The organism is Nostoc sp. KVJ3 (genome assembly GCF_026127265.1).
Classification (GTDB): Bacteria; Cyanobacteriota; Cyanobacteriia; order Cyanobacteriales; family Nostocaceae; genus Nostoc.
The window spans coordinates 1,346,972-1,361,029 of record NZ_WWFG01000001.1; the positions used below are offsets into that span (position 1 = coordinate 1,346,972).

Annotated in this window: 12 protein-coding genes; 3 read left to right on the forward strand and 9 right to left on the reverse strand. The window is 41.7% G+C overall.

Features of this window, described 5'->3' with window-relative positions:
* Window positions 1-135: 135 nt before the first annotated feature.
* Entirely contained in the window at window positions 136-1,626 is a 1,491-nt protein-coding gene (locus tag GTQ43_RS05530) for a DUF3131 domain-containing protein (protein WP_265271361.1), read from the forward strand.
* A gap of 888 nt (window positions 1,627-2,514) precedes the next feature.
* Here the strand turns inward: GTQ43_RS05530 and GTQ43_RS05535 are convergent.
* The 6 genes from GTQ43_RS05535 to psbP all read right to left on the reverse strand — a co-directional run bounded on the left by GTQ43_RS05535 (window position 2,515) and on the right by psbP (window position 9,045).
* Window positions 2,515-3,225 carry a DevA family ABC transporter ATP-binding protein gene (locus GTQ43_RS05535; RefSeq protein ID WP_265271362.1) on the reverse strand — a complete coding sequence of 237 codons (711 nt, stop codon included), beginning with the start codon at window positions 3,223-3,225 and terminating at the stop codon, window positions 2,515-2,517.
* A 126-nt stretch (window positions 3,226-3,351) separates the two neighbouring features.
* Window positions 3,352-4,506 carry an ABC transporter permease DevC gene (gene devC, locus GTQ43_RS05540; protein WP_265271364.1) on the reverse strand — a complete coding sequence of 385 codons (1,155 nt, stop codon included), beginning with the start codon at window positions 4,504-4,506 and terminating at the stop codon, window positions 3,352-3,354.
* Between the two features lie 102 nt (window positions 4,507-4,608).
* On the reverse strand, window positions 4,609-6,033 hold the full coding sequence (locus GTQ43_RS05545; protein WP_265271366.1) for an HlyD family efflux transporter periplasmic adaptor subunit: 1,425 nt from the start codon (window positions 6,031-6,033) through the stop codon (window positions 4,609-4,611).
* A 926-nt stretch (window positions 6,034-6,959) separates the two neighbouring features.
* Entirely contained in the window at window positions 6,960-7,697 is a 738-nt protein-coding gene (locus GTQ43_RS05550; protein WP_265271368.1) for a phycocyanobilin:ferredoxin oxidoreductase, read from the reverse strand.
* Between the two features lie 115 nt (window positions 7,698-7,812).
* Complete coding sequence (locus GTQ43_RS05555) at window positions 7,813-8,406, reverse strand: Maf family protein (RefSeq protein ID WP_265271370.1); 594 nt, start codon at window positions 8,404-8,406, stop codon at window positions 7,813-7,815.
* A gap of 93 nt (window positions 8,407-8,499) precedes the next feature.
* Complete coding sequence (psbP, locus tag GTQ43_RS05560; RefSeq protein ID WP_265273673.1) at window positions 8,500-9,045, reverse strand: photosystem II reaction center PsbP; 546 nt, start codon at window positions 9,043-9,045, stop codon at window positions 8,500-8,502.
* An 855-nt stretch (window positions 9,046-9,900) separates the two neighbouring features.
* Between psbP and dapB the strand changes: the two genes are divergently transcribed.
* Window positions 9,901-10,737, forward strand: coding sequence for a 4-hydroxy-tetrahydrodipicolinate reductase (gene dapB / locus GTQ43_RS05565; protein ID WP_265271372.1), 837 nt, complete (start codon window positions 9,901-9,903; stop codon window positions 10,735-10,737).
* 32 nt (window positions 10,738-10,769) lie between these two features.
* Window positions 10,770-11,456 (forward strand): phosphate ABC transporter permease, encoded by a 687-nt coding sequence (locus tag GTQ43_RS05570; protein ID WP_265271374.1) that lies wholly within the window; start codon window positions 10,770-10,772, stop codon window positions 11,454-11,456.
* Window positions 11,457-11,682: 226 nt separating this feature from the next.
* Here the strand turns inward: GTQ43_RS05570 and GTQ43_RS05575 are convergent, their stop codons facing one another.
* The 3 genes from GTQ43_RS05575 to GTQ43_RS05585 form a co-directional block, all read right to left on the reverse strand.
* Entirely contained in the window at window positions 11,683-11,844 is a 162-nt protein-coding gene (locus GTQ43_RS05575; protein ID WP_265271376.1) for a hypothetical protein, read from the reverse strand.
* Window positions 11,841-13,253: a right-handed parallel beta-helix repeat-containing protein gene (locus tag GTQ43_RS05580; RefSeq protein ID WP_265271378.1), complete on the reverse strand. Its 1,413-nt coding sequence runs from the start codon at window positions 13,251-13,253 to the stop codon at window positions 11,841-11,843. Before GTQ43_RS05580 ends, GTQ43_RS05575 begins: the two co-directional genes overlap by 4 nt.
* Window positions 13,254-13,353: 100 nt before the next feature.
* On the reverse strand, window positions 13,354-13,983 hold the full coding sequence (locus GTQ43_RS05585) for a precorrin-8X methylmutase (RefSeq protein ID WP_265271379.1): 630 nt from the start codon (window positions 13,981-13,983) through the stop codon (window positions 13,354-13,356).
* Window positions 13,984-14,058 lie beyond the last annotated feature (75 nt).

Consider the following 14,058-nt stretch of genomic DNA (forward strand, 5'->3'; position numbering starts at 1 on the left):
AGATTGGGTGCGTGACTATTTTATTGTAGTAGTCAGGTGGACTTCTGGGTGTTAGTTAGATTTCAAAGTTGGGAAGAATGTATTTGGTGAAACTACGCAAACAACGCTGACTTACAAAATAAGGCTTTAATCAGTATGAGTTCTGATTTTCAACCGCCACCTAAGAACTTGTCTATACTAGCTTCTGTAGGAGGAGTAGTTACGGCTGTAATCGCGATCGCAATTTTAAATGGTTGGTCTAAGAACCTTTCCCAGACTTCTATAGAAAAATCTGAAATTTCAACATCCGAAACTGCTTCACGCCATTTAGTACAACCAAATAAACCCCAAAACCCTATCTCTGGTGCTAAAGCAGCTGAAATAGTTGCTAGCCTTGATGCTAAATCTGTAGTTTTGCCAGGTCAAGCTATTCCTAAGAACGAACTAACAGTAGCCATAATTCCATACATTGCTCCGGGAGTTGGAAAACTGACCCCAGAGGAAACGACAACTGCACGTATTGCTTGGTCATACTTCCAGCGCAACTGGAATGATGAAACTGGTTTGGTAAATTCCGTTGATGGCTTTGCCTCTGTCAGTATGTGGGATCAGACCGCAGCGATCGCAGCTTTAGTCAGTGCTAGAGAACTCAATATCGTCCCTGCGGCTGAATTTGAAGCCAAAATGAGCAAAATGTTGAAAACACTGGCATCGATGCCTTTATACAAAGGTGAATTACCCAACAAGGTCTATAATACCAAAACCCTCGTACCCGTTAATTATGGACAACTAGAAAAACGCGAAGAAATTGGTTGGTCAGCCATAGATTTGGGTAGGATGGCAATCTGGTTAAAGATTGTCGGGGCTAAGTATCCAAAAATGCGATCGCTTTCTACAGAGGTTTGGCAACATTGGCAAGTCAAGCGTCTTACCAAAAATGGTCAAATGTATGGTACTGCGGTCATTAAAGGTAAAGAACAATACAACCAAGAAGGTCGCTTGGGCTATGAGAATTATGCTGCTTATGGTCTGAAGCTTTGGGGCTTGGATGTTAAGCAAGCCTTAGATTATCAGTCCCATGCTGCCTTTGTCGATCTGTATGGACAGGGAATTCCTTACGATCAACGTGATTATAAAAACTCTGGAGCCAATAACTACGTTCTTAGCGAGCCTTATATTTTAGATGGTATAGAAACTGGGTTTCAAGCTTTGCCTAAAGCCTATGGCGATCGGATTTTAGCTGCTCAAGCAGCGCGTTATGAAGCGACAAAACAATTAACTGCTGTCACCGAAGACAACTTAGATCGCCCTCCATACTTTGTTTACAGTAGCTTATTTGTCAATGGAGAACCTTGGGCAACGATCGCAGATACCGGAGAAAAACACAACGATTTACGATTTCTCAGTGCAAAGGCTGCGATCGGCTGGCACGTACTTTACAATACTACTTACACTAGGCAGTTATTTGATTTTGTCCAAGCTAACCTTAACTCTAAAAATGGTTGGTATAACGGATTTTATGAGTCTCTGCGTCAGCCAAATAAAACTCTCACCGCTAACAATAATGGGGTGATTTTAGAAAGTTTGTTGTATAAACAAATTGGACAACCGCTTACTGTTTGGGCAGGAGTAAAAAGTCAGAAGTAAAAAGAAAGGGAGTAGGCAATAGGGAATAGGGAAAACTAGGTCTTTAACGTAGTGGGACGTTCGCGGTAGCGTCTCGTGACGACTCTCACCGCTAATTGCAAGCAATGTAGCGGGAGCATCTAACCTCGCAGCGAGAATTTGCTGATTCACAGGTCTGGTATTCCAGTAACCTCCACAGCCAGCAACGATCCGTCCAGACCGTTGTTTGTACAAGAAACCAAAGTTTTGTACAACCCAAGGTAATTGATTTTACGCAACCAACCTAACAGATAAAATCTGTATTTCTGGATGCAACCCCATATCAGTTTTCAAGGTTCAGTCTGTTGGCTTAGGATGAGAGTTTTCCGGTCTTCGACTCCAACAGTAGACTACTGACTCGATCTCTTTAATTATACCCCGAAATCCTTGCTACACAAAGGTTTTAAACTATGAAGATTACAAAAAGATTGGTAAATACAAGGGTATCGAACCCTTGTATTTACCCCGGACTACCCCCATCCCGCCAATTGGAATACCAATGTGGCGGGAGTACCCCGGAGGCTTAGATGGAGAAGTATGGCTGTGAACTACCCCAACTTACCGAGTACGGTTGAAGTTGGGGCTTCTGTAATCAAGGGGGAGTGCCTAAACTTAGACTTTCGCCCAAGAATAGGACTTACCTCCCCTCCTACAGCAGAGACGGCTGATTGCTTCTCTACGAGACGCTGCGCGAACGCTCCACTTCGTTGCGATCGCAATGACATATCGTAAGTAATTTGGCGGACATGATATTACGCAAAAAGACGCGCTGTAGGGGCAATTCATGAATTGCCCCTACCATAGAATCAGGGTTTTAGATATTGTTTGCGTAAGTCCTGTAGTTATCAGTTGTGATTTCTCATTTTGGAATCATGACTGACTGGTTGTATTTGAAGAATTACGGGTTAAAAGACCATCTTCCATTTCTATGATGCGATCGGCTATATCTAAAATGCGGTTATCGTGTGTCACTAATAAGATAGTAGTCCCCTGATTTTTGGCCAGACTCTGCATTATTTCCACAACATCACGTCCTGATTGTTTGTCTAATGCTGCTGTTGGTTCGTCTGCTAACACCAGTGGGGGACGATTTACTAAGGCGCGAGCGATCGCAATTCTTTGTTTTTGTCCACCAGAAAGATTATCTGGATAGTAATCGACTCGTTCTTCTAGACCAACAGACCCTAGCATCGCTTTTGATTTAGCTATTGCTTCTGTTTGAGAAATGCGATCGTTCAATTCTACCGCCATTTGCACATTTTGCTTCGCTGTCAAGAACCCTAGCAAATTGTGAGCTTGGAAAATATAACCAATATTGCGCCGCATCTGCACCAGTTTGTTTTGACTGACACCAAGGAGTTCTTCACCTAAAAATTTCAAACTTCCCTCTTGTACAGACCGCAAACCACCAATTAAGCTCAGTAATGTGGTTTTACCTGAACCTGATGGCCCGGTCATAATTACAATTTCACCAGAATATATTTCTAGGTTGATATCAAATAATATCTGTTTTCTCAGTGCGCCCTTGCCATAGTAGTGATTGATATTTTTAATGGCAATTACAGGTTCTTTTTCGATCATGTTTTTGTTAGCTATAAGTTAAAATTTTCAAAATCTAAGTGTAGTACCAATCAAGAATCAAGTTTTCTTAACCATCAACTATAAGTCATGTTTATTAATAATATCTTTTAATTAATATTGACTTAATTAAAAGATATCTGCTGGATCGGCTGAACGTAATTTTCGGACTGCGATCGCACCGGAAATAATGCACATAATCATGGTTAAAACCAACACCATTACGGCACGTTCAAAACTCATGAAAACTGGTAATAGGGTTGCATCTCTGGCACTGCTATACATAAATAAGGAAAAAATAATCCCAGGGAAATATCCTAAAACTGCTAATAATAAAGCCTCTTGAAGAATGACCGTCAACAAATAGTTTTGTGTATAACCTATTGCCTTGAGAGTAGCATATTCAGCTAAGTGGTCTGCAACTTCTGTATAAAGGATTTGATAAACAATCACAGTCCCAACAATGAAACCCATGACAGTCCCTAATGTGAAAATAAACCCAATAGCTGTACTATTTGCCCAATAATTCCGTTCAAAATCAATAAATTCTTGCTTAGTTAAAACATTTACTTCTTTAGGTAAATAGTTTCGTAATTGTTGGGCGACAACTTCAGCATCTGCTCCCGGCTTTAATCTAATCAGCCCAATATCAATTAATCCTGCTTGACGATTATTAAATATCCGCAGAAAGTTAACATCGCTTGTAATTAAATTTCCATCTGCGCCGAATGATGCACCTAATGTAAATAGTCCCCCGACTTTAATTTGCCGCCTTCGTACTTCTGCTGTTACAGTTTTACCTTGGTCATAATTAGCAGCTATAGGGCCATATTCTACCCTAGAAGAACGGTCAAATAGAACGACATCAGGCAGTTTAAGTTTATCTAAATTCTCCTGAACCCCAGGTAAGTTAACTATGTTAGTTTCTGGGTTCATTCCAAAAATCAGGATACTACGAGGACGACCTGTTACAGGATTTTTCCAGATTGTAAAGTCTAAATATATAGGATGTACTGATTGGACTGCGGGTAAATCTAATGCTTTATATAACCTTCTTTGAGAAAAGCTCCTCATCGCCAAAACAGCACTAGATTGACTATTGATTAAAACAATATCGCCCTGTAAGCTGTTATGAAATCTAACGTTACTATAATACAAAGCATCCCGAAAGCCGAGTTGCATAAACATCAAAATATCAGCGAAAGCAATTCCTGCCAAAGCTACAGCTAGACGAGTTTTTTCTCTTGTTAGTTGTAGCCACGACAGAGGGATTTTTTGGTTCATGTTATGCTCATCCAAGCACAGGTAAAATAATTCGTAATTAAGAACATCTCCAATTCAAGATATCAAATCAGAAATTGGTATTACTGTTCGCTCATAACTTGATTAGTTATTAATTTCGACAAGAACTTTAGCGTAAGTTAAACCAGAAACTTTCTGACTATCTCCTGAAGGCAGAGCAATTTTTACTTCTACAACTCTGGCATCTACATCTGCCGCTGGATCTGTATTCAGCACGTCTTTTTTACCAATTTTTCTGCCAATTTCGGTGACAGTTCCCTTTAATTCGCCGCTAAATGCTCCATTATCACTGCTGACTGTGGCGTTTTGACCAATACGCACTTTACCAATACTGTCTTCGGGGACTTCCGCAATCACATACATTTGACTGGTTTGTCCAATTTCAGCAATCCCATTTGCACCGATGGCTTCGCCTGACTTGGTATAAACCTTTAAAATCTCTCCAGCGATTGGTGCTTGAACGTAGCTCAATCTTAGTTGTGCTTCGGCTTTTCTGACATTTGCGATCGCATTACTAACTTGGGCTTGCGCTACTTGCACATCGGTAGGACTAACGTCCATAATTCTACTCAGTTTGGCCTTTTCTTCATCAATTTGCCTTTGCAAAGTTGCTAAAGTTTTGTCACGGTTAACCTTGGCTTCGATTAGCTGCTGTTGCAAAGTTGCTAAATTTTGTATTTGGTTAGCTCTAGCCTCAGCCAGTTGCTGGCGTACAGTGGCTAATGTCTGCTTTAGGGTAGCTTGGCTTTCAGCCACTTGCTGGTTAGCAGTTACTGCACTTAAGCGTCTAGTATCCCGCTCTTGCTGAGAAATCGCGCCTTCTTTGTATAAAAAATCATAGCGTCCAGCATCGACTTGAGCATTGCGTTGTTGGGCTTGAATCCGTGTAAGGGTTGCTCTGAGAGTTTCTTTTTGCCCACTGAGTTCAGCTTCTAGGCGATTTACTGTTGCTTGTTGGACGAGTTTATCTCCACTTAACTGGGCTGCAATCCGCGCGATCGTTGCTTGTTGACCATCCCTTTCGCCAATATACTGCGCTTGTAGGCGAGCAACAACTGCTCTTTGGGCTTGAATATCTCGTGGAGATCCAGCCCTGACTTGCGCTAAATTTGCACGAGATTCTTGTACCTTGGCTTTAGCCTCTTCTAGTCCGGCTATTTGGGTATCGCGATTATCTAAAATTGCTACAATTTGGCCTTGCTTTACCTGTTCACCTTCTCTCACCAAAAGTTGCTGAATTCGTGATGATGGCGATAATCCTGATGATGGGGCGGATAATTTAACAACTTCGCCTCGCGGTTCCAAACGCCCTACAGCACTAATGCTATTGGTAGATGGCATTACGGGTACAGGTGTAGTGAGTTTTCTCAGTTGCTCGATTTTGGCTGTACCTAATATTCCAGCAGCAATTACTACTGGTACAGCTACAGCGATACCCCACCAAATCTTAGGTTGTTCTTGATTAAGTGCCTGTTCAGTTGGCTTTGGCTTTTCAGTCACCCTTGACATAATATGTTGCCCATTTACCTGAATTGTGCTGATGGAAGTAAAAATAAAAGGGTTTTTAATCAACAGCCAGCCGCTTAGGACAAACAACAGTGGTTTAAAGCTGGGTATGTTTTAAATCTATTGCGTGATAAACACTCAACACTATGGTTTTGCAAAATGGTGTTTCTATAGCGATGTCTTACAAGAGGCTGCACCAACGGGTTCGGGAGTGACGCTGCTGCGTCGCTAACGCAATCGACGGAAACCGCCTAGACTGTGACTCCCTCACCACTTTGCGTCTTTAATACATTGACCTTTTTCCAAACTTCTCTTTTTTTAGGAGAGAGGCTTTGAGGCTTATTTACTCCCCTTCCCTTGCAAGAAAGGGGCTTGGGGTTAAGTCTGTATTGAAACCAAGAAGCGCTATAGTAGCTGGCTATTCAATAACTCTGAGTATTATTGAGACATGAGTGCAATGAGAATTAGCAGAATTTTCAAGCAATATGAATCTAGATATAGAGACGCGACATATCACATCTCTACACAAAATCTCAAAATGGTATGATGCGATACTGTACTGCTACATCCATTACGGCTACAGTTAGCCACAAATTTGAAAAGAAACATCAAAAATAGACTGTTGCCTTTTTTGGATACAATCTTGCTACAAAAGTTAGTCTTCCTTAAGTGAATGAATGATTAACTAACTAAAAACTTCAGTATTCTTAACATCAGAGTTTCCTTAACTTTCCGATCAATGAGTTAGCTGTCTCTAGTTGCTTGCACCTACCAAGACAACAAACCATTTTGTGATATTTGCTTCAAAGACCTGACTATTCTCCCTGTTACTGTTTTGGGACTCCATTAAACTCTCGTTGAATGAATTCTACATTTATCCGTTACGCGAAAACGTAACAGAACCTACAGATAGGGAGATGAGGGGATGGTTAAGTTGGGAGGTCGAATAAAACTGTGGTCATGTAATGTTCTGCCCAAGCTGAACCAAAGGCTTTTTCTAGAACTCGGCGGGTTTTATCGTTTTGCTGCTGTTTGGTGCAGTAGTTGTGTTGTCCGGCGAGATTTTGGGTCACTTGTTCAACTGAAACGGGACGTGAGGCGATCGCTAGGGTACAATGAATATCTAAAAATTCTCGCACCCGTGCAAGAAACATTGCTTCTTCTTCTGGAGAACTGGGGCGGACAAAGATACAGAAATCAGAAAAAATATTTCCCCATTCTGGTAATTCACGGGGTTGGGAAAAGTTAAGCACTGTTAACTGTGTTAGTGCAGTAGTATAAGATTCTGGTAGGGTGCGCTCTAATTGGATTGGTGAAAGGTCTGCGATCGCTGCACTAATTTGACCTCTACCCCCAACCAAATCGCAACCAAACATTGGCAGGTTATATTCTGGACGCGGAAACATGACGCAGTGCAAAATATCCAGCATATTTCCGATTTTTGCCAGTTCCAAGTGCATTTTCCGAAACTGGGGCGTTTGATAGCAGCGATTTTCAATTGTCAGTTTTTCGCCTTCTAATCTACCTTCCACATACCCCAACTCATCAGGCAAATGGTAGGGCGATAGATCCAGGTGCTGATGCCAAGCTGCCTCAATACAATCAGCTAGCTGACGAATTAGGGGATGTTGTTGTTCACGCAGCGAGGGCATAGAAGTAAATGACATAAGCTAGTTGGGAATGCGATCTAGTGGCCAGTCTACAGCCTGTTGTGTCTCACTGTTCTAGCTCGCAATATTAAGCAAAGACTTGGGAATTGGCTATGGGGCATGGGGCAAAGGACTATTGCCATAAATCAGTAACATCGTATCCCAATTCTGCGAGCATCTGCCGTAGCAAGGGTAAACTGAGTCCGATTACATTGCTGTGACAGCCTTCAATTTTTTCGACAAAGAAACTACCAAAGCCTTCAATTGCAAAGGCTCCAGCACACTTGAGGGGTTCACCTGTGGCAACGTAGGCTTGAATGGCGCGATCGCTCATTTGAGCAAAGTAAACTCTTGTAACTTGAGACTTGACTAAAGTACGGTTTTGCTCAAGGTCAATTAAGGCGTGACCTGTATACAAATCGCCAAAGTTACCTTGCATTATCTGCCAACGGGCGATCGCATCAGTTGTATCTGCTGGTTTGCCGTAAATTTCACCATTGATAAATAAAACTGAATCACAACCCATAATCAAAGCCGATTCAAACTGCGGCGCTACAGTTTCCGCTTTGTACTGGGCAAGAGTTTTGACCAATTGCGCTGGTTCACTTAATTCAATTTGCGACTCATCAAAGTCACTTGGTCGAACTATCGGTTCAATACCAACAGTTTGCAGCAAACGGCATCGGGCTGGGGAAGCTGAGGCAAGTACAAAAGGTGGAATTTTCATGATATTTCTGACAAAATTGGTAATTGGTAATTGGGCATTAATTATTCCCCTTATCTCCCTTATTTCCCTTATTTCCCCACTCCCCACTCCCCATTAATAAACAGAAAAAGAATTGACAACCTCATCAATCATTCTTTTAACTCTCTGCCAGCGTTTTTCAGGAATTGAGGCGTTGAGGGTAAAAAGCTTACCATGACTAACAGCGACGCTAGCGATGTTGTGGCGTTGCTGTTGATTAGGGAGTTTAACCTCATACTCTAAAAGGTAGTATGTTTTACCGTCTACTTCTCGTTGTGCGGCATTGACTAATTCAGCTGAACGACCAGAGTCAGGAGGCGCAAGAGCAGCTTTGCCCAATTTATATCCTACTTCTGTTGGCGTTCCCAGTTCTGATAAAGTTTTGCCTTCTGGAACTGGGCTAATCACAACAGAAACATTTTCAGACACCTCAATCAAATCGTGAAAAACCACATCTGGCCCATTGGCAACTTTAACTTGCAGCCAGCCGTTAGGATATAAAAACTGATAGCCATCACTAGAGTCTACAAAGCTTTTAAGTCCAGCCGCAGCTGCTACATCAGAATTACTCAGGCTAAAGCTCAACACCAATAGCAAAATTAATACAATTCGTTTCCACATTTCTACAGATTCCTTTGGGCTGGAGATAACACAAGGCTTGCATGATTTCTCGTTATTATTCTCCCACCAACTGGCACGCTTCGGATGACGCATTAAATGATGCTCAAATGTCAACAAATACTCCCTGATGTCTCACCTTACTGATGAAGTGCTGTGGAATGCGTAAGCGTAGATTGTCGTAGACACCGCTTACCCACCTCGGAATGAATTCCAAGGCTAATAGCTTAAGTCACCTCAACCTGACTGAAATATTTTTAAGTATTGTAGTCAAACCAATATTTGGCAATTATCATAATATCCAATCTCGCGCCTGAACCATAACCCGCCATAGGTTAGAAACCTACGGCTAATAGCGAAAGTCATCTCAAAGATGACTAAATCAATAGTAATTACCATCGAGAATACAAAAAACCCCGACTTGATAGCCGAGGTAGATGGGAGAAGTCCAAATGTCGATGAGATATAGCGATACCGAAATCTGCTTTTTTAGCTAACACCACTTAGATAATTAAGTTTGGTTTTTGCTAACTTATATAAATAAATATAACAATAATATTACAAATAGTCAACTAAGCTTGACAAAGAAAGGCTAATAGCTTCCATAAGAGCTACTTATCAGGTAAAGTATGGAACTATTTTTCGAGGTGTAGTAGATGGAATAGGGAAAATAAAACGATTACTGGCTAAGATAGTGGGATGAAAATGAGAACCGATATGCTTTAGAGGCAGAAAAACTGAGTGATTAGGTGCATAAATCAAGGTAGTCAGAATAAAGCCAGAGATTTGAGAAGCTAGCTACTAGAACGCTAAAGTCTTTACAATTCCTTTGTTACCTCAAAAAGTATTTCTCGACCTATGACGAATCAAGCTCCTATCCCGGTTATTGTCAACGGTGCTGCTGGTAAAATGGGCCGTGAGGTAATTAAGGCGGTGGCGCAAGCGCCTGACTTAAACCTAGTGGGTGCAATTGACCACAGTTTGGAACATCAAGATAAAGACGCTGGAGAGTTAGCGGGTTTAAGCGAACCTCTGGAAGTGCCGATTACCAATCAATTAGAACCGATGTTGGGTTATGTGGCTGGTGACAGACACTCTCCTCCAGGGGTGATTGTAGACTTTACTCATCCCGATTCAGTTTATGACAATATTCGTAGTGCGATCGCTTACGGTATTCGTCCAGTTGTCGGCACTACTGGTTTAAGTCCAGAACAAATTCAAGATTTGGCAGACTTTGCCGATAAAGCTAGCACTGGTTGTCTAATTATTCCTAACTTCTCCATTGGTATGGTGCTGTTACAACAAGCCGCCATCGCCGCCTCCAAATATTTTGACCATGTAGAAATTATCGAACTACATCACAACCAAAAAGCTGATGCTCCCAGTGGTACTGCCATTCAAACAGCACAGTTACTAGGAGAATTGGGTAAAACTTTCAACCATGCTCTTGTAGAAGAAACGGAGAAATTACCAGGAGCAAGGGGTAGTATAGCAGATGAAGGGATTAGAATTCATAGCGTGCGCTTGCCGGGACTGATTGCCCATCAAGAAGTTATTTTTGGCGCAGCAGGACAGATTTATACTTTACGACATGATACGAGCGATCGCGCTTGTTATATGCCAGGAGTTCTACTAGCGATTCGCAAAGTCTTAGCGCTAAAGTCGTTAGTATATGGATTAGAAAAGATACTTTAAATACACTATTCGGCATTCATCACTCAGCACTCATGTTAGTACCACTGACTCGCCAGAAATTTGAACAAGTTATCCCCCTAATTGCCACTGGTTTGCAGTACAAGTACTATTGGGGGAAATTCTCAAATTTTTTGCAACGGCTGTTAATTTCTGTAGTTGCCGTAGTTGCCATCTTACTTATAACAGTCGTTTTTAGGCTTGCGTTTGCTTCCATAGTATTTGTGCTGGGCATAGTTAGCGCTTTTTTTTGGTTGTGGTATCCAGTGTTTCAAGCAAGTATGCGGAATTTGCAATGCCGCCGTTATAAATATGGCGGCTTTTTCCGTGGTCGAGTCTTAGATTGGTGGATTACAGACCAGTTAATGGGTAAAACCGAAACAGTCAACAGCAAAGGCGAATTGGTGATTATAGAAAACCGAGAAAAACAAATTAACTTAGAGGTGGGTGATGAAACAGGATTTACCATTGAGTTTGTAGCACCATTACGTCCCGCCCACAAAGTTATTACTCGCGGTCAAATTGCCGAAATGGTAGTACTGTCAAATCGCGCAGATTTGAGCAGTATTGAACAATTCAGTGATATATACATTCCCAGTCGTGACCTGTGGATTAGCGATTATCCTTATCTACGGCGGGATTTCTTTAACGAAGTCGGTCGCCGCTTGCGTGAAGACCAACAACAAAAACCGCGTCGCCGCCGGCCGAGAGTAGAGGAGTAAACTACCCCAACCGAAGACGGACAGCGCTTCCCAATTTATCGGGAATAGCCTCCAACTCCATAGTTCTATTGGTCTGATATCTCTCCAAGGCGTTGCTGATCTGGTAAGATAAGTCCCATCTTAACCATCAATGCCACAAGCGAAAAGTGCTGTCTTGAGGTCTCCCCCGCCGCAGGATGCGCGAAGCGCTGTAGAGGAGCAACTTTTAAAGAGAGCGAAAACCAAGCTAATAGGTATATGTCGCAAGAGAAAGATTTGGGTCTTGGGAACCAGGATTCCTGACAAGAGGAGGGAATGTCAGACCAAAAAAACTACGGAGTAATTGATGGCTATTCCCGATGAATTGGAAGCGATCAACTTCAGCATTAGGCAAGTCTGAGTAGTTCACAGAGAGCATCCCACTTTAATGAGTTTCCCTTTAAAACGATAGGTAACTCGCCCACAAGCAAAACCTGCCACCTTAGATTCTACATAAGTCCGCGTAGGGGGGTTTTGTCTATCTAGCCGCGATTTCCAATCGCCAGATATTTTTTCTAGAGTGGGATGCTTCTTTAAAAACTCCGAGTCTGCAACAATATCATGAGGCCCCTTAACACTTACCTTAGAAGTATTAATGTAGATATTATTATCGTAAATAACGTTTTGGCTTTTGGTTTTACTATTAATATTCTTGCCAGGAAAAGCATAAAGAATATTATTTAAAATCCTGACATCAGATGACGTGTAGGTAAATATTTGTCCTCCCTTAAGTTCTGGAGTCTGATTATTTAAAACAGCTGTGTTATTGACAATATCAACATGATCGCTTCCAATTGTATGAATACCTGAACCACCATTATTAAATGTAAGATTGTTTTTAACTAAAGTCCGTCCTGTATATGCACCCAATTTTGAGTTACCTTGATCGTTTCTAGAACTATCAATAATAATACCATTCCCATCTGTAATCTTTCCGGCTGCAATCCAAGGGATATACATGCGATTGTTATAGACCTTATTGTTGGTAATAAACATCTTGTATCCACGGTTGTTGTCAGAATTCCAACTACTCAAGAACCCAACGCCACTGCAACCATAAATACTATACCAGGCATTATTGAACACCACATTATGATCTATTGTCACATAATCAGCCTGTGCTGCTCCGATACCTCCTCCTCCACAGTCATGCACTTTATTATTCAAAATCCGAATATGATGAACATGACCATTGGTTCGTCCATCCACATTGATGCAGTTTCCATTGGTCAGTGGATTTGTTTTGTTAGTCTTCTGACTCATGGCATAATCAAGGCTGATATTGGCATTGTTTCCGACAACCTCCAGCCCGTTGATCTCAATATATGAAGCTCCACCCAAGACCGTAATCCCGTTCCATGTATTGTGCTGAATTTTTGGGAAATGACCAGGATATGCTTTATATCTAATCCATGCATTGGCAGTTCCAGAACGTTTAATATATAAAGCACTTCCAGCTTGACCTATATTTTTGTAGACTCCATTCATAATCAATACTGTATCGCCAGGATTGGTAAGGTCTGCTGCCTTTTGAATAGTCCTAAAGGCGGATGAACTAGAGAGTCCGCTATTATTGTCGCTTCCAGTACCACTCACATAGTATGTTTTCGGAGTCGCCTTAGCGCTGATTAGCTGGCGGCTAGATAGGCTCATTTCCTTGTTAGTGGATGCCTGAAAATTTTCAACTACAGAAGCTTTTATTCTTTCTCCCCCAGCCAAAAGACCTAATACTACGGGAATTGCAAGATATGCGCTTAAACTGAAACCTTGAATAACCACAAGAAAAGGCTCCTTTGTCGGCAATACTTAACAAAAATATCAGGATATTTAGTAATTTTAAATACTCTTTTGGATACAGAATACAATAGAGCCGACTTTCCTAACTCCCCCGATTTCCATCTTGTCCATAGGCTTGCCAAGCCAAATCTACCAATCCATCAACGATCGCAGCGGCAACAACTGCATTACCTTTGCGACCGTCAATGATAATATGGGGCACTAGAGAGTCTTGTAAGCGCCTCTTTGCTTCATCAACATTGACAAATCCGACTGGAGTCGCAATTATCAAAGCAGGTCTAATTTCCTCAGCTTCAATTAAATCTACCAGTGCTGTTAGCGCTGTTAATGCTTGACCCACCACAAAAATACCCTCTGGATAACGCTTTGCTAAGGTTTCGATTCCCCATGCTGCCCGAGTTTTTTCTTTTTGAGGGCGTGTCAGAGCTTCCATACTGCAATACACCGGATTGGCAAAGGTATTTTGAATCTCGTAGGCAATACCTACTTGTACCATTGGGACATCTACCACAATCGTGGTACGCGCAGCTAGTGCTGCTGCTCCTGCTTGCAAAGCACGCTCAGAGAAACAAATCAAAGACTTATACTCAAAGTCAGCCGTCGCGTAGATTACCCGACGCACAATCTCATACTCTGCGGGTGAAAAGACATGATTTTCAATTTCATTATCGATGATTGCTAAACTTTGAGCATCAGTTACGTGCCATTCCATTTTTGTTGAGCTTCTGAAATATTTAGTTTTCAGCTTATCAGCTTCAGGGATTTAGGAGTAGAGACGCGATTAATC

Excerpts from the sequence above, each read along its gene's own strand:
- GTQ43_RS05530 (WP_265271361.1), top strand. The coding sequence starts at position 136 with ATGAGTTCTGATTTTCAACCGCCACCTAAGAACTTGTCTATACTAGCT.
- GTQ43_RS05535 (WP_265271362.1), bottom strand. The coding sequence starts at position 3,225 with ATGATCGAAAAAGAACCTGTAATTGCCATTAAAAATATCAATCACTAC.
- devC (WP_265271364.1), bottom strand. The coding sequence starts at position 4,506 with ATGAACCAAAAAATCCCTCTGTCGTGGCTACAACTAACAAGAGAAAAA.
- GTQ43_RS05545 (WP_265271366.1), bottom strand. The coding sequence starts at position 6,033 with ATGTCAAGGGTGACTGAAAAGCCAAAGCCAACTGAACAGGCACTTAAT.
- GTQ43_RS05550 (WP_265271368.1), bottom strand. The coding sequence starts at position 7,697 with ATGTCATTTACTTCTATGCCCTCGCTGCGTGAACAACAACATCCCCTA.
- GTQ43_RS05555 (WP_265271370.1), bottom strand. The coding sequence starts at position 8,406 with ATGAAAATTCCACCTTTTGTACTTGCCTCAGCTTCCCCAGCCCGATGC.
- psbP (WP_265273673.1), bottom strand. The coding sequence starts at position 9,045 with ATGTGGAAACGAATTGTATTAATTTTGCTATTGGTGTTGAGCTTTAGC.
- dapB (WP_265271372.1), top strand. The coding sequence starts at position 9,901 with ATGACGAATCAAGCTCCTATCCCGGTTATTGTCAACGGTGCTGCTGGT.
- GTQ43_RS05570 (WP_265271374.1), top strand. The coding sequence starts at position 10,770 with ATGTTAGTACCACTGACTCGCCAGAAATTTGAACAAGTTATCCCCCTA.
- GTQ43_RS05585 (WP_265271379.1), bottom strand. The coding sequence starts at position 13,983 with ATGGAATGGCACGTAACTGATGCTCAAAGTTTAGCAATCATCGATAAT.